The sequence below is a fragment of the Undibacterium sp. YM2 genome (assembly GCF_009937975.1).
Taxonomy (GTDB): domain Bacteria; phylum Pseudomonadota; class Gammaproteobacteria; order Burkholderiales; family Burkholderiaceae_D; genus Undibacterium.
Genome location: NZ_AP018441.1, coordinates 1,571,832 through 1,591,505 on the forward strand (window position 1 = coordinate 1,571,832; position 19,674 = coordinate 1,591,505).

14 protein-coding genes and 1 tRNA gene are annotated in these 19,674 nt (G+C 52.2%); 6 read left to right on the forward strand and 9 right to left on the reverse strand.

Annotated elements, in window-relative coordinates:
• Positions 1-161: 161 nt before the first annotated feature.
• The 4 genes from UNDYM_RS06965 to UNDYM_RS06980 all read right to left on the reverse strand — a co-directional run bounded on the left by UNDYM_RS06965 (position 162) and on the right by UNDYM_RS06980 (position 3,935).
• Positions 162-246: transfer RNA gene (locus UNDYM_RS06965), tRNA-Leu, on the reverse strand.
• Positions 247-339: 93 nt separating this feature from the next.
• Positions 340-1,764: an MATE family efflux transporter gene (locus tag UNDYM_RS06970; RefSeq protein WP_162040396.1), complete on the reverse strand. Its 1,425-nt coding sequence runs from the start codon at positions 1,762-1,764 to the stop codon at positions 340-342.
• Positions 1,761-3,485, reverse strand: coding sequence for a glycosyltransferase family 39 protein (locus UNDYM_RS06975; protein WP_162040397.1), 1,725 nt, complete (start codon positions 3,483-3,485; stop codon positions 1,761-1,763). The genes UNDYM_RS06970 and UNDYM_RS06975 overlap by 4 nt, the downstream gene beginning before the upstream one ends.
• Positions 3,486-3,668: 183 nt before the next feature.
• Positions 3,669-3,935 (reverse strand): type B 50S ribosomal protein L31, encoded by a 267-nt coding sequence (locus UNDYM_RS06980; RefSeq protein ID WP_162040398.1) that lies wholly within the window; start codon positions 3,933-3,935, stop codon positions 3,669-3,671.
• A gap of 530 nt (positions 3,936-4,465) precedes the next feature.
• Between UNDYM_RS06980 and UNDYM_RS06985 the strand changes: the two genes are divergently transcribed.
• A complete protein-coding gene (locus tag UNDYM_RS06985; protein WP_232063779.1) occupies positions 4,466-5,095 on the forward strand; it encodes a trimeric intracellular cation channel family protein in 630 nt (209 codons plus the stop codon).
• Between the two features lie 21 nt (positions 5,096-5,116).
• Here the strand turns inward: UNDYM_RS06985 and UNDYM_RS06990 are convergent, their stop codons facing one another.
• Positions 5,117-5,800: a TetR family transcriptional regulator gene (locus tag UNDYM_RS06990; RefSeq protein ID WP_162040399.1), complete on the reverse strand. Its 684-nt coding sequence runs from the start codon at positions 5,798-5,800 to the stop codon at positions 5,117-5,119.
• Positions 5,801-6,473: 673 nt separating this feature from the next.
• On the opposite strand from UNDYM_RS06990, the gene UNDYM_RS06995 reads away from it, so the two are divergent.
• The 4 genes from UNDYM_RS06995 (at position 6,474) to UNDYM_RS07010 (ending at position 13,273) form a co-directional block, all read left to right on the forward strand.
• A complete protein-coding gene (locus UNDYM_RS06995) occupies positions 6,474-7,799 on the forward strand; it encodes an efflux RND transporter periplasmic adaptor subunit (protein WP_162040400.1) in 1,326 nt (441 codons plus the stop codon).
• Between the two features lie 74 nt (positions 7,800-7,873).
• On the forward strand, positions 7,874-11,029 hold the full coding sequence (locus UNDYM_RS07000; RefSeq protein WP_162040401.1) for an efflux RND transporter permease subunit: 3,156 nt from the start codon (positions 7,874-7,876) through the stop codon (positions 11,027-11,029).
• Positions 11,030-11,031: 2 nt separating this feature from the next.
• Positions 11,032-12,474 carry an efflux transporter outer membrane subunit gene (locus tag UNDYM_RS07005; protein ID WP_162040402.1) on the forward strand — a complete coding sequence of 481 codons (1,443 nt, stop codon included), beginning with the start codon at positions 11,032-11,034 and terminating at the stop codon, positions 12,472-12,474.
• A 214-nt stretch (positions 12,475-12,688) separates the two neighbouring features.
• On the forward strand, positions 12,689-13,273 hold the full coding sequence (locus UNDYM_RS07010) for a hypothetical protein (protein WP_162040403.1): 585 nt from the start codon (positions 12,689-12,691) through the stop codon (positions 13,271-13,273).
• A gap of 105 nt (positions 13,274-13,378) precedes the next feature.
• On the opposite strand, the gene UNDYM_RS07015 is transcribed toward UNDYM_RS07010, so the two are convergent.
• The 4 genes from UNDYM_RS07015 to UNDYM_RS07030 form a co-directional block, all read right to left on the reverse strand.
• Complete coding sequence (locus UNDYM_RS07015; RefSeq protein ID WP_162040404.1) at positions 13,379-14,029, reverse strand: SCO family protein; 651 nt, start codon at positions 14,027-14,029, stop codon at positions 13,379-13,381.
• Positions 14,026-14,838 (reverse strand): formylglycine-generating enzyme family protein, encoded by an 813-nt coding sequence (locus UNDYM_RS07020; RefSeq protein ID WP_232063785.1) that lies wholly within the window; start codon positions 14,836-14,838, stop codon positions 14,026-14,028. Before UNDYM_RS07020 ends, UNDYM_RS07015 begins: the two co-directional genes overlap by 4 nt.
• Positions 14,839-14,891: 53 nt before the next feature.
• Positions 14,892-16,400 carry a copper-containing nitrite reductase gene (gene nirK, locus UNDYM_RS07025; protein ID WP_162040405.1) on the reverse strand — a complete coding sequence of 503 codons (1,509 nt, stop codon included), beginning with the start codon at positions 16,398-16,400 and terminating at the stop codon, positions 14,892-14,894.
• Between the two features lie 180 nt (positions 16,401-16,580).
• Positions 16,581-17,036, reverse strand: coding sequence for an Rrf2 family transcriptional regulator (locus tag UNDYM_RS07030; RefSeq protein WP_162040406.1), 456 nt, complete (start codon positions 17,034-17,036; stop codon positions 16,581-16,583).
• 291 nt (positions 17,037-17,327) lie between these two features.
• Here UNDYM_RS07030 and UNDYM_RS07035 point away from each other — a divergent pair, with 291 nt between their 5' ends.
• Positions 17,328-19,616 (forward strand): nitric-oxide reductase large subunit, encoded by a 2,289-nt coding sequence (locus UNDYM_RS07035; RefSeq protein ID WP_162040407.1) that lies wholly within the window; start codon positions 17,328-17,330, stop codon positions 19,614-19,616.
• The last annotated feature ends 58 nt before the right edge of the window (positions 19,617-19,674 follow it).

Genomic DNA, 19,674 nt, shown 5'->3' on the forward strand with positions numbered 1-19,674 from the left:
GCATTTGTTTGATTTGTATCTTACCCGACTGGCAAAGGACTGCCTATGGGAATGCGCTTGGCGTAGCTCAAAAAAGCTATGGAAGAAGGGGAAGGTATAAAGAAGAATTGCTGTCCAAAAACCAAAAAAGCCCTTGAATAATCAAGAGCTTAATCAGTGATTGGTGCCGAGAGCCGGAATCGAACCGGCACGCCTTGCGGCGCGGGATTTTGAGTCCCGTGCGTCTACCTATTCCGCCATCTCGGCAACGCAGAACGAAATTATGACAGAGCCGTCAAAATTTTGCAAGCGGGCTGCTGCTTTTGCCGGGTTTGCTGGGTTTCTTATTTTTGTTATTCATCATGGGTTTCTGCCTGGCTGGTCGAAATTCACGTTCCTGCGCCACATGGCTGGGGTAGGGAAGCGTTTTTGGACGATGCGCAGGTAGTACCACAGGCTGAAGGCGACGATGGCGAGGCTGGTGCTGTTGGCCATCCAGAAGCCTGCTGCGCCGTGCAGAAAGACGGGGCTGATGTTGTAGGGGTCCAGGCCGAGGATGACGCCGCCACCGAGGCCGCAGCCCCATAGCGCGAAGGCGTACAGGATGGTGGGGACGATGGCGATTTTATAGGCGCGCAGGATGAAGGCGGTGGTGACCTGTATCGCATCAAAAATCTGGTACACCGAAATGAAGGTGAATAGCGGGAAGGCCGCAGCGATGATGATGGGGTTGGATGTGTAGGCGTGCAAAATCAGGTCGCGGCTGAACCAGATGGTGATGCCGATGGGCACAGCCAGCATGGCAGCGAGGATGATGCCTGCATTGCCTGTGACGCGGGCGGCCTGCATTTGTTTTGCGCCTATGGCTTGCGCGACCAGGGTGCCGGTGGCGCTGGCAATAGAGAGCGGCAGCATATAAAGGATGGTGCCAAAGTTGGCGGTGAGCTGGTGGCCGGATACGGCCACTTCACCGAGGCGGGCGATGAACAGCGCCATGAAGGCGAATGCGGTGACTTCTATGAGGTAGCTCAGGCCCATGGGTATGCCGAGGTGCAGCAGGCTGCGCAGGGCTTTCCAGTTGGGTTTGACGAAGCCTGTGCCAAATAGTGCAAACAATTCATAGTATTTGACGTGCTTGAGCATGAGCCAGCCAGTGATGAGCATGAGCCAGGCATTGACGGCAGTGGCAGCCGCGCAGCCAGGGCCACCCATGGCGGGTATGCCAAGGCCGCCGAAGATGAATAAGGTATTGAGCGGGATTTTTATCGCCAGCGCAGCGAGCTGGATTGCCATGACCATCTTGGGGCGGCCAACGGCGTTATTGAGTGCGCCGTAGATCCTGAAGCCCAGCGTGGCGGGCAGGGCGATGGCCAGTATTTGCAGATATTGTGCGGCCTTGTCATTCAAGGTCGGTGAAGCTTGTGCGATGGAGAGTAGGCTATTCGGGAACAGCAAGATCAAACAGCCTATGCAGGCGAGAAAGCCGCCCAGCCACACGCCTTGTTTAATTTCTGCGCCTATCTTTTTGAATTTGCGTGCGCCAAACAATTGGCCAACGACAGGCGAGATGGCTTGCAAGATGCCGTTGAGGCCGACGAAGATGCTGACGTAAATCGAGATGCCGATGGAGAGTGCGGCCAGGTCAGTCGCCGAGAAACGCGAGGTCATGGCTGTGTCTATCACCCCATTGCCCACCACTGCCATCTGGCCCACCATCATGGGCCATGAGAGTGAGGCGATGCGCTTGATGTTGCCGCGCAGCGTGCTGGGGTGTTCGGTCTTCATTGCTGCTTGCGCTGGTACAGGGTAAACAATTCGTCGTTGTCGGCGGCGCGGTGGCCTGACCACAGGACTGTCCATTGTTCTTGCTTGTATTCTGCTGGCAGTGCGGGCTCATTTCTGGATTTCTTGCTGTTCTGTACCAGCAGGAGCTGGCAGTCGTGATCAGAGAATCCGGCAAACTGCAGCTTGCCAAAATAGGCGAATGAGGCGCGTTGCGATGGGCCTATGTGGGCTTGTATGCAGCCCATATTGGCGGGTACTTTTTGTGCCAGCTCTTTGGCCAGTGGTGCATAGCTGACCTTTTGATTGACCCATGGCAGCCCCAGGCTTTGTATCAGCAGCCAGCACAGGATCACACCACCGCTGGACAAGACAACTGCACGCCACAAGACCGCAGGTTGCCTGGATATGCGCCAATATACGAGGCGGAACCAGGCGACGGTCGCTGCCAGGGCAATGATGAAGGCAAAGACGCTGAAGCTGGACTGATAGCCCGGCACCATGCTGGCTACTTTCCTGGACATGCCAGCGGGCCAGCCAGTCTGGTCTGCCAGCCAGTACAGCCAGATAAAGCCCGCCGCCGCAGTAAAGACGATGACCGAGAACCAATCCACAGCGTTGATGGCGCTGCGTTTCATGGTCGGCAAACCAAAGGCGGCAAGTATTGCCAGTGCGGGCAGTATCGGTAAGAGTATGGCTTCTTCAGACTGATGGTTGAAGATGCCGAGCACGGCAAAACAGATCAGAAAGCTGACTGGCAATGAGATATGCAGGGCTTTCTCTTGTTTGCGCCAGGCATAGATTGCCCAGGCTGCAAATGGCCAGGCGGGCCAGCTAAACCAGATACCATAGCGGAACAGGTAGCTGACGCTGTCTGTATTGGGGAAATTGAACTGACGGTAGTTCCACAACATCCATGCCTGGTAAGGCGAGCTGTCATAAGGATGCGCCAGGTTGATGGTGATGAGCCAGGCGCCTGCAATGGCAATCGCCACAGGCAGGCAGGTGTTGATCAGGTATATCAGCGGCTGGCGCTGCTGGCGGTAAGCGCAGACTGCCAGCAGGCTGGTCCATAGACCAGTTGGCAATACCCAGCCACGAGTTAATACCAGCAAGCCTAAGATGCCACCGATTTTTGCGGCGGTAAGCCTGGCAGGTTCGTCGAGCAGCCGTACGCACATATACAGGGTGCAGGCGATCAGGGATATCTGCAGTGCTTCTGCACTGGTTTCATGGCTGCGCAGCAGGAGGCCAAGGCAGCCGAGGTAAATCAGCAAGGCGCCGTCAGCGAGGGTGCGGCCAAAATCGCGTGCTTCTGGCTGGCCACCAAAGGCCAGTTTCAATGGCTGGGCTTCTGGCCTTCGGCCCAGCAGGTAAGTGGCATACCAGACCGAGAGTGAACCTAGTAGGAAGCAGATGCCGGTACTCAGGCGGGCGGCCATGGGTTCGCCCACGAGCCAGCCAAATAATTTAATGCAGATGGCACCGAGCCAGAAAGCCAGCGGGCCTTCTTCTGGCATGGGCAGGCCGACGATGTGCGGCCACAACCAGTCTGCCAGGTTGCCATGTGCCATGGTCCACATGATGCCAAAGCCAGCGGCATCGTCGCCTTTCCATGGGTCACGGCCTATCAGGCCGGGCAGGATATACAGGAGACAGAGGGCGATGATTCCCCAGCGCGGTAGCGCAACTGTTGCGGCAGCAGGAAGTCGGACTGGCTTCATATCTGGGTGGTGGAGGGAAAGGATGCTTATTGTAGGGTAAAGCTGTAGTAAAAAAGGCAGCCTGGGCTGCCTTTTTTACTAAAAACTCTTGGGAACCACAGACTGTCTTGCGTACTCTGCAATTTTGTATTAGCAGGGTTGCCTCTGCCAATGCATGAAACCGTGCTGTGTTTCCCTTGCCGATTAGTTGGCGACAGAAGTCTTGGAACCGACTTTGCCGAACTTTTGGCGGAATTTTTCAACGCGACCGGCCGTATCCACGATTTTGTGTTTGCCAGTGTAGAAAGGATGAGATTCTGCAGAAACCTCGATCTTTACCAGTGGGTATTCTTTACCTTCAAACTCACCTTTGTCTTTGGTGCCGATAGTTGAACGTGTGATGAATTTGAAATCGCAAGATACGTCGTGGAACAGAACTTCGCGATAATTTGGGTGGATGCCGTCTTTCATGCTTGCCTCAAGATAGTGTAGGTAGCCAATAAGCACTTCGTCGGTCGTCTTGCTTCTTGACCCGATTGCATTATCACTTGCCAAAGGTTAAATAATTGTCTGGATTTTGGACGCCCAAAATGCCAAGCCGATGATTATACAATGAAAATTGGGAGTTTTGCGATGGGATGTTGTCGGAGTTGGGGGCCTATTGTAGAGAAATTTGAGGTGGATAAGGTTGGCTTGAGTGAGATTGCGTTATTTATTTAATATGTTTCTATCCTTTTTTGCCGCGACTTTTCCTAGCTTGCTACGAACGCCACTGGTGCGCCAGCCCGGTAGGTTTCTGCCTGCGCAGGAGCGACGAATTTGAGGGTGGTCTCTTTGCATGAGCTTCTGGATATCTTCGATTTTTCTCAGTCTTTCTCTGTGATAGCTCTGTGTCTCTGTGTTGGGAGGTCTTGAATTTAAAGAACCATAGACTATCAGACCCATAATCACCCCTAACTTGATAAAATCCCCATTTTTGCACCAAATCCTGAAGGAAAAACATGACGACGAGCTATCTGGGTATGAGTTCGATGTTGCATACCATTGAAGTCGCCGGGATACTGGCTTTTGCCAGTTCGGGATTTATTGAGGCGCGGCGCAAGCGTATGGATGTGGTGGGAGTGTTCACCGTGGCCTTCATCACGGCCTTTGGTGGCGGCACCCTGCGTGATCTGCTATTGGACAGGCGGCCCTTGTTCTGGGTGGAGAATCAGGAATACCCTATCCTGATCTTTGTCATGTCGATTATCGCCATCCCGTTTTTGCGGCATTTACGTAATGCCGTGACTGAAAACGCCATTGTCCTGGCCGATGCCTTAGGGCTGGGTCTGTTCAGTGTGACCGGAGCATCCCTGGCGCAAGAAGCGCAGATGCCCATGTTTGTCTGCGTGATGATGGGGGTTATTACGGGGATTTTTGGTGGAGTTTTGCGCGATATTATCTGCAATGAAATACCGTTGGTGTTCCGCCGCAGCCACTTATATGCGACCTGTGCGTTTGCCGGTTGCTGGACCTACCTGATACTGAACTGGCTGGAGCTCAATGAAGGTGTAGCCCTGTGGTTTGGTGTGGGCATCTGTTTCGTACTGCGCATGATGGCAGTACGGTTTGACTGGAAATTGCCGGTCTAGCCAGGTTTTGCCTGGCCTTGCCTAGTCCTGGTTGTTGACGACCAGTTGCAGGCCGCATTCTTTTTCTGCTGGTCTGGCTTTTTTCAGGGGCGGGCGGGCGACCAGGCCTGCCAGGAACATGTCTATCATGTCTTCTGCGTGCAGCATCAGGCAATAGGCGGATGAGTCTTCCAGCCATTCATGGACTATGCCTATGACGTAGGCGTGGATGGCCTGCATAGCGATCCAGGTGTCGGTGTCAGGATGCAGTTGTCCCTGGTCAACCGCCTGCTGGACCATGGCCTGCACTTTGGACAGGCATTCAACCCGTTTTTCACTTTCGGCGCTGAAGAAGATCAGGTCACTGTTCTTTTCGCAGCGATGAAAAATGATGTCAAACACATTTTGCTGGCGTGCATTACCGGTGACGAGGTTGAGGAAGTGGACGTTTAATTGCCTGATGCCTGCCAGCGGGTCCTTGTGTGGCGTGGAGACTATCTCGTTGAGCAACGCTTCCATGGGCAGGAAGGCGCGGTCGCACATGGCCTGGAACAGGGCGTTCTTGTCCTTGAAGTGCCAGTAGATGGCGCCGCGCGTCATGCCTGCTGCGCTGGCAACATCATTGAGTGTGGTACTGGTGACACCTTTTTCGGCGAACACTTTTTCTGCCGCGTCTAGCAGAGTATTATAAGTTTCCTGTGCTTCTTCTTTCGTCTTCCTGACCATTTTGTTTCCTTTGTGTACGCGGCCAATTTTTATCGCGACGTACAAATTTTTTTGCTGTCTCTTCGTTATTGTATGTGATCACTGCAGGGTGAAAAGCGCTGAAAGCCTGAGGCTCGCTACTAATCACACTGCGTGAGTAAGACATGTATTCCGGTTATACCGTTTTTATGTTTTTAAAACCTGCATTGTTACGCATTGATACTGCTCTACATTTAAAAAATCGACCTGTTGCAGATCAAATCTGTTGCCTCGCAGCAGAAATTTATTGTCTGCTTTATACTTGTTTACTTGCCTGTCTTGCCAGCCTCTATCAACCCTCGGGATCGGGATGTCATGAGGCTTTCATCAGGCTGCTTTATAAAGCATTTAAATACCGCGCTTGTCATTCATGCTGCTAATGACTGCAAACAATTCTTGTTAATTTGAACACGACTCACGAAGAGTCATATAAATATAGCCCAAGAGAAACTGCACCATTAGGCGCTGGTTTTTCATAGGTAAGCATCAATTCAGATCTCACCCAAATCCCTGTTTTACCGTAGGGCTGTTTAAAAACTTTATTTACAAACATTCGTGAATGTATATAATAGCACACCGCCTTTCCTTTTAGAAGAAAGAATCTCCTATGCGCTCCCCTGTAAAACCAATAACAAATGTATTTAAGCTAACTTCAGTGACTAGTCAGATGACACAGGCTTTGCCTGCTTTGCGTATTGCTGCTATCAGCCTGCCTTTGCTGGTGCTGGCCGCCTGTGGCGATAAAGGGGCTGCCAATGCTGCCGGCCCAGGCAAGATGCCGCCGCCAGAAGTGAATGTCGTTACCGTGCAGCCACGTAACCTGGGCATGGACTTTGAATATGCGGCGCAAACCGCAGGTTCACGCGAAACTGAAGTACGGGCCCGCGTCGCTGGTATCCTGGAAAACCGCCTGTATGAAGAAGGTTCTCGTGTTAAAGCTGGCACAGTCCTGTTCCAGATCGACCAGGGTGCTTACCGCACGCAACTGGCCTCTGCTGAAGCGTCTGCTGGCGTGGCAGAAGCCAAACTGAACCAGGCCAAACGCGAATTTGCCCGCCTGACACCACTGGCAGCAGAAAAAGCCATCAGTCAGAAAGAATTTGACGATGCCAAGTCTGCACTGGAAACAGCAGAAGCCAGCTACAAGCAAGTGCAGGCCCAGGTGAATGAAGCCAAACTCAATCTGGGTTATACCCGTGTTGTGGCACCGATTGATGGTGTGACTGGTGTTGCTGCCAAATCAAACGGTAGCCTGGTGACAGCAGCAGACAGTTTGCTGACCACCATCGTGCAAACTGATCCTGTGTATGTCAACTTCAGCGTACCGGAAGCCGATTACCTGAAACTGAGCAAGGACGTAGGCGCAGGCAAGATCGCCTTGCCTGGCAAGAAAACCAATAACGGTAGTCTGGCGTTTGATGTGCAACTGAAACTGGCGGATGGCAGTACAGCCCCGGTCACCGGCAAGATGAACTTTGTCAGCGAAAAAGTGAACCCGGCTACCGGCGGTTTTGATGCCCGTGCCCAGGTGCCTAATCCTGATGGCACATTGCGCCCAGGCCAGTTTGTACGCGTGATACTCAGCGGTGCTACCCGTAGTGCTGCCATTGCGATACCTCAGCGTGCTGTGATTGACAGCCCTATGGGTAAGATCGTATTTACGGTGTCGCCAGATAACAAGCTGGTACCAAAACCGGTTGAGCTGGATGGCTGGTCCCATGGTGAATGGATAGTGACCAAGGGTTTGCAAGGTGGCGACCGCGTATTGGTGGATGGTTTCATCAAAGCGCATGATCCTGGCATGACGGTAACGCCAATCGCGATTACGGCCAATGCTGCAGCCCAGGCTGCACCAGCGGGTGCGCCACCAGGTGCTCCTGCTGCCGGTGGCAAACCACCTGCCGCCAGTGCATCTGCTTCAGCACCTGCAGCATCTGCCGCATCTGCAACACCGGCTGCCAGCGCAGGGGAAAAACACTAAGCCCGTATCTTCAAGCCAAAGTATCAAGCTGAAAATCCGCTGCATAACAAAGCTAAGGCTACAAGGAATAATTCATGTTCTCAAAATTTTTCATTAACCGGCCGATCTTCGCGACAGTTTTATCGCTGATCATCGTGCTGGCCGGTCTGGCCGCCTTGCGCGTCCTGCCGATTTCGCGCTACCCGGAGATTTCTCCGCCGGTAGTGAATGTGACGGCGGTCTATCCAGGTGCATCTGCCGAGGTGGTTGAGCGCACTGTTGCTGGCCCTATCGAAGAACAGATCAACGGCGTGGAACACATGCTGTATATGGACTCTGTTTCTTCTGCTGACGGTCGTGTATCGATCAACGTCACTTTTGAGGTTGGTACCAATCTCGATATCGCGGCGGTGAACGTTAATAATCGTGTGCGTCAGGCTGATGCCAAGTTGCCGCAAGAAGTACGCCGCCAGGGTGTGACGGTCTCCAAGAGTTCGTCCAACTTCCTGGTCGTTGCTGCGCTGTTCTCGCCAGATAACCGCTACGACGCGCTGTACTTGTCCAACTATGCAACCCAGAATGTGCTGGATGCATTGAAGCGTGTGCCAGGTACCACCAATATCCAGATTTTCGGTGCCAAGGATTATGCGATGCGTATCTGGATGCGTCCTGACCGCATGGCACAACTGGGTGTGACGGTTGCCGATATCTCGAACGCGATTACTGAGCAAAATGCGCAGTATGCTGCAGGTAAAGTAGGCGCACCACCAAACAATACCGAAGAACTGACGATGACAGTGACAGCCAAGGGCCGTTTGCTGGAACCATCTGAGTTTGCCAATATCATCATCAAATCTGCCAAGGGTGGTTCTGCCATCCGTATCAGTGATGTAGCACGTGTTGAACTGGGTTCCAAGGATTACAACCTGTATGGCCGCGTCAATGGTCACCCATCTGCGAATATCGGTGTGTTCTTGCAGACTGGCGCAAATGCGCTGGAAACCCGCAAGGCGGTAGAACAAACCCTGAAAGACCTGAAAGCCAAGTTCCCTGAAGGTATGGAATACGCTACGCCGTATGACACAACACCTTTCGTGACAGAATCGATTGCCGAGGTGTTGAAAACCCTGGGCGAAGCGATGGTGCTGGTGTTCATCGTGGTATACCTGTTCCTGCAAAGCTGGCGCGCGACTATCATCCCTACGCTGGCTGTACCGGTATCGCTGATTGGTACCATGGCTGGTCTGCATTTGCTGGGTTACAGCATCAACACGCTGACCTTGTTCGGTATGGTGCTGGCGATTGGTATTGTGGTCGATGATGCGATCGTGGTGCTGGAAAACGTTGAGCGCTTGATCAATGAAGAAGGCATGACACCAAAAGATGCAGCGATTGAAGCCATGCATGAAGTGACTGGTCCGGTTATCGCGATTGTGCTGGTATTGGTTGCAGCGTTTGGCCCTATCGCTTTCCTCGGTGGTCTGGCGGGTGAATTGTATCGTCAGTTCTCGGTCACGATTTCTATCGCTGTGGTCTTGTCCGGTATCGTTGCCCTGACGTTGACACCAGCTTTGTGCGCGATCCTGCTCAAGCCAGGTTCAGAAAATCATAACCGTTTCTTCACCTGGTTTAATGCTGCTTTCCTGCGTTTGACCAAGCGTTACACCAATGGAGTCACTTTCTTCATGAAACGTGCGGTACTGGGCGTAGCTTTGGTGTTGGGCATGGTTGCCCTGACTGGGCTGTTGTGGAAAAACGTACCGGGTGGTCTGGTGCCTGATGAAGATCAGGGGTATTTCATTGGTGCGGCGATCATGCCGGACGGTGCTTCGTTGGATCGTACCGATGCAATGGTGCGTCAGGTTGAATCCATCATGAAAACCAATAAAAACATCGATACGACGTTTGCCCTGGTTGGTCTGGATTTCCTCGGCGGCGGCGGTTTGAAATCTTCTGCTGCAACCATGTTCTTCCCACTGAAGCCTTGGGAAGAACGCAGCCAGTCTGCCCAGCAGATGGTGGGTGAAAGCTATATGAAAACTGGTCGTATCAAGGAAGGTTTGCCTTTGTTCTTTGCCCCGCCTGCCATTCAAGGTCTGGGTCAGACCGGTGGTTTTGAGTTCTATCTGCAAAATGCTGGTGAAGGCGGTGTCAAACGCCTGGCACAACTGTTGCCATTGCTGATTGCGGAAGCCAACAAGCAGCCAGAACTGGCTGGCGTTAAAACTTTGTGGCAAGCCAATTCACCACAGTTGTATGTCGATGTGGATAATGAAAAAGCACGCTCCATGGGTGTGGCCCTGTCTGATGTGTATAACACCCTGGCTGCAACCATGGGTAGTTACTACGTCAATGACTTCAACAAGAATGGCCGTATCTACACCGTGCAGTTACAGGCAGAAGGCCAGTACCGCGCCAAGCCAGATGATATAGGCAGCATGTATGTGCGTTCTGCCACTGGTCAGATGATACCTGTGCGCGCTTTCACGACCATCAAGTTCATTACCGGTCCTGATTCTGTACAGCGCTTCAATGCCCTGCCTGCGATTAAATTGCTGGGTGATGCCAAACCAGGCTACAGCTCCGGCCAGGCAATTGCAGCGATGGAAAGAGCAGCGAAGAATGTCTTGCCAGCTGACGTAGTCTATGACTGGGGTGGTGCTTCCTTCCAGGAAAAACGCAGCAGCAATGCGGCTGGTCTGGCATTGGGCGCTGGCGTGCTGATGATTTTCCTGATCCTGGCTGCACAGTATGAAAAATGGTCTCTGCCATTCTCGGTCTTGCTGGCCATGCCTTTCGGTATCTTTGGTGCCTTGCTGGCGGTGTATCTGCGTCACTTCAACAATGACGTGTACTTCCAGATCGGTCTGGTGACGCTGTTAGGCCTGTCGGCGAAGAATGCGATTCTGATTGTGGAATTCGCGGTCATGAAAGTGCATGAAGGTTATGCGCCGGTGGCGGCGGCACTGGAAGCGGCACGCTTGCGCTTCCGTCCTATTCTGATGACTTCGCTGGCATTTATTTTGGGTGTGGTACCACTGGCTTTCTCGCACGGCGCTGGTGCTGCTGCGCGTCAATCCCTGGGTACTGGTGTATTGGGCGGTATGTTGGCAGCGACTTTCCTGGCGATCTTCTTCGTGCCTTTGTTCTTCAAGCTGATCAATGACAAACGCTTGAAAACGACTGAGCAGGATTTTGAACACCCTGTCCATATTTTGCACAATGCGCCTCAAGCAGATGTGAAGGAATAATGATGTCTGGAACAAAATTCATATTAACGACACTGGTTGCCAGCATGATGCTGGCAGGCTGTGCCTCGGTAGGGCCTGACTACCAGCGCCCGGCGCTGGAAACTCCGGCCAGCCCCGGTGTGGTGGTCACGCAAAACAAACTGGCAGCAGTTGATTATGCAGCCTGGTGGAAAAGCTTCCAGGACCCGGTACTTGACGGTCTGCTCGATGAAGCGGCCAAAAATAACCAGGACTTGCAGCTGGCCGCAGCGCGTATAGAAGAAGCACGTGCAGTTGCTGTCGGTGCCAATTCGAACCGCTATCCCAGTGTGGATGCTAACCTCGGCGCAACCCGTACCCGCACCAGTGAAAATGCCGGTAAGCTGGGTACCGGTGCCAGCCCGTACAGCAAAGACTTTCAACTGAGCCTGACAGCTTCGTATGAAGTCGATTTCTGGGGCAAGCTGGCGCGTGCCGATGAAGCAGCCCGTGCGCGTTTGCTGGCGCAGGAAGCCAATCGTGGCCTGGTGCAAAGCAGCCTGTATGCGAATGTGGCGCAGACTTATTTCAGCCTGCGCGCAGCCGATGCACAACTGGCTCTGGCGGATTCGACCCTTAAAACCCGTCAGGAAAACCTGCGTTTGCAACAGCGCCGTTTTAAGGCAGGTGCAACCAGCGAACTTGATTTGCATGTAGCTGAATCTGAAGCAGCCGCATCGGACATCAGTTATGCTCAAGCCAGGCAAGCCTTGTCAAACATAGAATCGACACTGGCTGTTTTGCTGGGCCGTTCTGCCAGTGCGATTGCGCAGCCTGTGATTGCACGTGGTAATGAAATAGACAGCCTGCATCAGCAATTGACGATGCCTGCAGACTTGCCATCTGATTTGCTGAACCGCCGTCCGGATATCCTGTCGGCAGAGCAGGCGCTGGTCGCTGCCAATGCAGATATCGGTCAGGCCAAGTCACAATATTTCCCTAGTGTTAAATTGACGACGACTGCTGGTTATGAATCCAGGGTATTCCAGGACTTGATCAATCCGGCATCGCTGTTATGGAGCCTGGGTAGCAGTCTGGCGCAACCTATCTTCCGTGCCGGTGCAATTGGTGCGGTAGTACAAGGCGCGGAAGCCCGCAAGAACCAGGCCCTGGCGCAATATGTGCAGGCAGTGCAGGGCGCTTTCCGTGATGTGCATGATGCGCTGAATAATACGGCGGCTAATGAGCAGGTCAACCTGGCTTCCGAGCGCAGGGTGGTCGCATTGAAAGATTCATTGCGCCTGGCGGATTTGCGCTACAAGAATGGCTATAGCAGCTATCTGGAAGTCTTGAACGCACAACGCGACCTGTACCAGGCACAGTCCAGCCTGATCGACAGCAAGCGTGCGCAATTGTCTGCCGTGGTCAGTATCTACAAGGCGGTGGGCGGAGGCTGGAGCAAGCCTGAGGTTTTGGCCAGCAAGTAAGTGATAATGTAATAAAGTAAAAAAAGTAAAGCAGCGGGCCAGTCTCAAAACTGGCCCGTTTCTTTTTGGGTTTGCGATTCTTCAAGGCGTTACATTTTGCTACTTACGCTTGTTACTCTCACTTACAGCTTGGCTGTCATCGGCACTTTCTGATGAGTCGTTATAGGCATGTGACTAGCACAAGTAACTTATAACCCCACATAAGGATTGCATCATGAAAACAAAATTTATCCCCTTGTTATTGGCTGGTTTGCTGACAGGCTCTGTATTCGCACAAAGCGTCAGCAGCGATGTACAGCGCAATGTGAACCAGCAAGCACGCATAGAAGATGGCTTGAAAACCGGGCAGTTGACGACCAGGGAAGCAGGTAAGCTGGAGCGTGAGGAAGCGGCTGTCGCACGTGAAGAGCATAAGGCATTGAAAGATGGCAAACTGAACCAGCAAGAGAGAAACAAATTGGCGAGAATGCAGGACAAGGTCAGCGCTGATATTTATGCAGAGAAGCATGATGCTCAGGTCGGTAATCCCAACTCAGTATCCAGCAAACGCATGCAGGCTGATGTACAAAGAAATGTGAACCAGCAACAACGGGTTGAAAATGGCATCAAGTCTGGCGAATTGACCAATCATGAAGTGGCAAAGCTGGAGAAAGGTCAGGCAAGAGTCGATCACAAAGAAGCCCTTGCTGCAAAAAATGGTCATGTCAGCGCGGCTGAACAGCGCAACATCCAGCATGCTGAAAACCATCAATCGAAAAAAATCCACAAGGAAAAAACGGATGACCAGGTTCGTGGCTGATCTGCGCGCTTGTTAATGCAAAAGCCGGGCTCCTGACTCCTGTTAGTGGCCCGGCTTTTTTCCTTGATCTCAATTGCTGATTTGTATCAGCTCAATCTGATTAATTTAAGGCGCCGCAGCAGCAGTGCCAGCATCCAGGCTTTTGAGTGCGAGTTTTATCTTCTGCAAGAATTCATCATCCACTGACCCCAAGGTGCCGCTACGGGCGAGTATGCGGCCATTTCTATCCAGCAAAATGAGGGCGCTGGTATGGTTGAATTCGCCGCTGTCCATTTGCCGGTACTGAATATTTAATACCGCAGCCAGTTGTCTCACGGATTTTTCACTGGTGCGTGCAAGTACCCAGTGCTGCGTATCCAGTTCCCTGGCTTTGGCGATGGATTGCAAAGTGGCGACCTTGTCCCTGGCTGGATCAAGGGTCACCAGCAGGACGGATAAATGAGATTTCTCTTTTTCATCCAGTTTTTTTTCCAGCATGCGTATGGTGTCTATCAGCATGGGGCAAACATATTCACATGAGTTGTAGAACATGCTGGTGATGACGATATTGCCGGCCTGGTCTGCCAGCTTAAAATTTTGGGCTTGCTGATTTTCCAGGTTGATAGGCAAGCGGTAAACAGAGTCACCTGGTATTGACTGTATTTTTGCTTGTGCTTTTGTTGTTGCTACTGCTTCGCTGCTACCTGCATGTGCATGCAGTGCAAGCAGTAGAAAAGAGGCTGCAATGGCCTTCCATGTGTTCAAAGCTGATTTCATTTTTTTTCTTCCTTGAGGTCGCGCGCACAGCGGAAACCCAGATTGTCGGTCGTGCTTGCACCAGTCAGCGATGACAGCAGGGCTACCCGCATCAGGATCGCGTAGTTTTCCTTGTTTTGCAGGCTGATGGCACCGGCACCACAGAATTGCAGTTTGTCCGGATCACCCTGGGTACGGCTGTCAGCGCTGATCAGCAGGGCATTAAAGTCACTGACCCATTCCCATATCAGGCCATGCATATCCCGGACACCATAATAATTTGGTGCATGGCTCATGTTAGCTGACGACTGGGCTGGTGATTCTGAATACCATGAGAGTATGCGCGCACGCCAGGCCGGGTCACTGCGGGCATCGGCATGTTGCTCATCTGCTGCTGCCACGAGCTCCCATTCATACCAGCTGGGCAGGCGCGCGTCTTCCGATTCACAGTAAGCCTGGGCTGCATGCCAGCTGACGCTGGTAATTGCCTGCGTCAATTTCTTTTCATTCCCCACATCGCTTGCCGAAGCCCACGCATGCAAATAGCTGGCATCTGCAAAGATAGAGGCGACCTGATCCCGCTGCCATTCAGGATGGATGTGCAGGAATTGCTGGTATTCCCCCGTTGTTACCGGGCTGGTGCGCATGGCAAAGAATGGGACCCTGGCCATGTCCTTTACATCGGACCCAGACAATACACTGGCGAACTGCTTGCCCGGAATGGCAACATATTCAGCGGCACAGATAATCGCAGGAGCCAGCAAGAAGACCGTCCCCAGCATAGCCTGCCCTAACTTTGATTTGCTGCCACGCCTGTTACAGTTCGCCATATATTGATCTATTTATTGATCTATTGACCGATGAATCGTTCAGTTGATGAGTTTCAATGTGCCGCTGCTTTGGCAGGCACAGCCCTGGCACGCTCGGCCTTGACTTCACTGGCCAGTATGCGTCCGCCCTTGTTGCCCCAGCTATTCAGGACATAAGTGAGGATATTGGCGACTTCATCATCATTCAACTGGTTCATGGCAGGCATGACGGAATCAAAATCTTTGCCATTGACACTGACTTTGCCACTTAAACCACGCAGCAGTACGCCTATTGATCTTTGTGGGTCAGTATTGAGGTAGTCAGACTGTGCCAATGGCGGGAATACGCCGGGCAAGCCCGCGCCATTTGCCTGATGGCAGACTGAGCAGGTGCCCGCAAACAATTGTCCGCCTGCATTAACCTGGTCCTGCACTGTCAGTGTGCCACTCTCTGCTGCCTTGGCTGCTGTGCTGACTGCAGACAGATTCGCTTGTGCACGGTCACCCAGATAAACTGAATCGAGTTCTTTGCCTGAGTAGATATCCTTCTTCTCTGCGCCATCGACTTTCATGATGGCCAGTGCACCTTTATTGAATGCGCGGAAAATTGAGTGATCGACCAGTACATAGCTGCCAGGCACCTTGGTCTGGTATTCAACCACTGCTGCACCGCCAGCCGGGATGAGCGTAGTTTGTACATTTTTCTGGAAATTGCTGCCGCCTTCAAAACGTACCTTATCAAAGATGGCACCAATTACGTGGAAGCTGGATACCAGGTTGGGGCCGCCATTACCGACGAACAGGCGAATTTTCTCATCTGTTTTGGCAGTCAGGGCTTTGTCACCAGTCAGGGCACCTTCGGCGCCGTTGAACAAGACATAGGTTGGTTTTTCATCGATGGCTTTTTCCATGTCGAAAGGCTGGTAACCTTTTTCACGGTATTTGCCGGTGGTGTAGAAATCGCCTTGCATGACATAGTATTCACGATCTACGGGTGGCAGGCCTTGTGGTGGTTCAACCAGGATCAGGCCATACATGCCGTTGGCAACATGCATGCCCACAGGTGCAGTCGCGCAGTGATAAACATAAATACCTTCATTGAGTGCCTTGAAGGTGAATTGTGATTCATGGCCAGGTGCAGTGAAGCTGGAAGATGCGCCACCGCCAGGGCCAGTTACGCCATGCAAGTCAATATTATGTGGCATCTTGCTGCTGGGGTGGTTCTTGAGATGGAATTCAACCGTATCACCCTGGCGCACACGAATGAAACTTCCTGGCACGGTGCCGCCGAAGGTCCAGAACATGTATTTCACACCTTCAGAGATAGCCATTTCCTTTTCCACGACTTCCAGCTCGACAATGACTTTTGCCGGATGGTTGCGTTTTATTGGTGGAGGAACAAAGGGTGGGCTGGTCAGTACTGCACGTATGACTGGCCCCTGGGGAGGGCCAAAATCACCAGTGCCTTTGTTGCTTTTACTGTCTTTACTCTCCGCCGCATGCGCTGACAAAGTCAGGAACAGCGAGACGAACAAGATGCGTGCAAGCAGGGATGCAAAAAATCCTCTGAAAATGTTTTTCATGTGAACACCTTTTGTATGTGTAGGCTATAAACCCGAGGGAAATTACTTTGCTGTTCACAATACTGGTGTCTTTCTCAAAAATCCTTGATATGAAATAAGAAGCCGGAAACTTTTACCGGCAGAACACGGTTTTTCAGTGCACAGTGCCTGATAACAACAGATTGATGGCAGGAGCGTATGTCATGTCCGCTTTATTTTCTTGCCCGCAAAAAGCTGTATTTTGCCAAGGCTGTTTTTTTGCGCGACCAGGTCGGCCAGTGTCACTGCATCAAGCACTGATAGATAGGAGTCTGTAGCCCGGCTCAGTACGCCTTTTAAAATGCAGGCACCTGAGTAGGAGCAGGTATTGCTGTGACGGTCAAAACACTCGGCCATATCGAAATCAGATTCAGCGTTGCGTACCACGTCACCTATATTAATTTTTTCTGGCGGCAGATTCAGTTTCAGGCCGCCATTGCGGCCACGTATGGTTTCTACCATGTTCGACATTCCCAGTTGATGGACAACTTTGGTCAGGTGGCTTTTCGAGATGCTGTGCAACTCGGCAATTTCCTGTATGGTCACCAGCCTGTCCTCATGTTGTGCCAGGTACATCAGGGTGCGCAGGGTGTAGTCGGTAAATGCGGTCAATCTCATCATGGTTCCTAAGTGCTGTGCATGCAATGGGAGGCATGAGCACTCCGCATTAGCTCGTTAAGATGCATATAGTATAGATGTTTATAAGCCTGGTCTTACAAATCCCGGAAAATTGATCTTCATCAAGGGTTTTACATTAAACATTCATTTGTTTTGTATCTTTAAATACATGCATATAAAATGAATCTTTAACGAATCAAGCCTGTTTGTGCTGACATGCTGCCATAGCTTGGCGCTAAAACAGGTTTTGTATCAGGAAACTCTTTCAATTTACCAATAAGGAATCACGCCATGCATGCCACGCGTAAACTCTGGACTTGGCTCGCTGTCATCTGTGTTCTATCATTTACCGTCCTTGGCTGGGTGGGCACAGAAATTTACCTGACTGCGCCGCCTATTCCCAAACAAGTCGTCAGTGTTGACGGCACTGTCTTATTTTCTGAGGGGCAGGTAGGGCGCGGCCAGGAAGCCTGGCTATCTGCGGGTGGGCAGCAGCTTGGCACGGTATGGGGCCATGGCAGTTATGTCGCACCTGACTGGTCTGCTGACTGGTTGCACCGTGAATCACTGGCTCTGCTCGATATCTGGGCGCAAAAAGAGGCGCAGACATCTTATGAGCAACTTAGTCCGGGCCGCCAGGCCGAGTTGAAGGCTCGCCTCAAAGAAGAAATGCGGCGCAATACCCACGATGCCTCTGGCAATGTGATTACTGTGAGTGCAGACCGTGCCAAGGCTATACAAAGCGTGGCGCAGCATTATATGGCCTTGTTTGGCAATGATCCTTCATTGGAAAACTTGCGTGAGCAATATGCGATGAACCGAGGCAGCCTGCCAGAAATCAAGGACTTGCAAGCCTTGCCTGCATTCTTTTTCTGGTCGGCCTGGGCCGCCGCCACAGACAGACCGGGCGCGGCTGACCTCAGCTATACCAGCAACTGGCCGCATGAACCCCTGGTCAATAATACGCCGACAGCAGGTGCAGGCATCTGGTCCATCGCCAGTGTCATACTGATGATCGCGGCGATTGCGGGGATGATTTTTTATCACTCCATCAGCAAGGAAGAGAGTGATCCCATACCTCCCAAGGCTGATCCCTTGTTTGACCTGAAGCCTACTCCTTCCATGCGGGCAACCAGGAAATATTTCTATGTCGTCATAGGCTTGATACTGGCTCAGGTCGGCATGGGCGTGATTACTGCCCATTATGCAGTCGAAGGCCACAGCTTCTTTGGCTTTCCGCTCGCTGACATATTGCCGTTCACTGTCAGCCGCACCATACATACGCAATTTGCCGTCCTGTGGATAGCCACAGCCTGGCTGGCGACGGGCCTGTATATTGCGCCCGCCATTTCTGGCCATGAACCTAAATTCCAGAAGCTTGGTGTCAATGTGTTGTTCTATGCCTTGCTGTTTATCGTGGTCGGCTCCACCGCATTTGGCTGGCTGGGCAGCCTGCAGCACAAAGGCAATGAATTCAGTTTCTGGATAGGCAATCAGGGACTGGAATTCACCAGTATGGGCAGGGTCTGGCAAATACTCCTGTTCGTCGGCCTGTTGTTCTGGGTGACCTTGCTGGGACGCGGCTTGATGCCTGCATTGAAAAAACCATCCGAGAGCCGTGGCCTGATTGCCATGGTATTCCTGGCTGCCATGTGCATAGGCGGTTTCTATGCCACCTCACTGACCTGGGGTCCACATACCCATTACTCCATGATTGAATACTGGCGCTGGTGGCTGGTGCATCTGTGGGTAGAAGGCTTCTTTGAGGTGTTCGCTACCGCAGTGATTGCCCTGCTGTTCACCCGCCTGGGCCTGATCCGTGCAGCAACGGCGAATAGTGCAATTATCCTGGAAACCATCGTCTTCCTGTTTGGTGGCATCCTGGGGACTTTGCATCACCTGTATTTCACCGGCACCCCCACTTTTGTCATTGCCATTGGTGCCATGTTCTCTGCGCTTGAAGTTGTGCCGCTGGCCATGATAGGTGTTGAGGCTTTCCGTAACTACCAGCGCTCAAAAGCGGCAGCCTGGGTGCAGGCCTACAAGTGGTCGATACTGTGCTTTATTGCTGTTGGTTTCTGGAACACTGTTGGCGCGGGTTTGCTGGGCTTTTCCATCAACACCCCTATTGCCCTGTACTACATGCAAGGCTTGAATATGACAGCTGCGCACGGCCATGCTGCCTTGTTTGGCGTGTATGGCATGCTGGGTATAGGTTTGCTGCTGTTCTGCCTCAGAGGCTTGTCTGAGCGAGCGCTGTGGTCCGATAAATTGTTGCAGGCAATGTTCTGGCTGCTCAATATAGGGTTGGCAATGATGGTGTTCATGTCGTTGGTACCTGCCGGGATTTACCAGGCCGTGGCAAGCATCAGCAAGGGTATGTGGTATGCACGTTCACCCGAGGTCATCCATTCACACTTTATGGAAACCCTGGTCTGGTTGCGGGTTCCTGGTGACGTCGTGTTTTCTGTTGGTGTCGTCTGCCTGGCTATATTTGCCTTGCGCCTGCTGATAGGCAAAAAGCGCACGCAGGCAAGTGCGCTTGATATGACTTATGCCAAGGCTTCCGGCAAGCTCTAGTTATTTATTCAGGGGAGGGTAGAAATTACTCTCCCTGTGTTTTCTGCTTATTTTCATC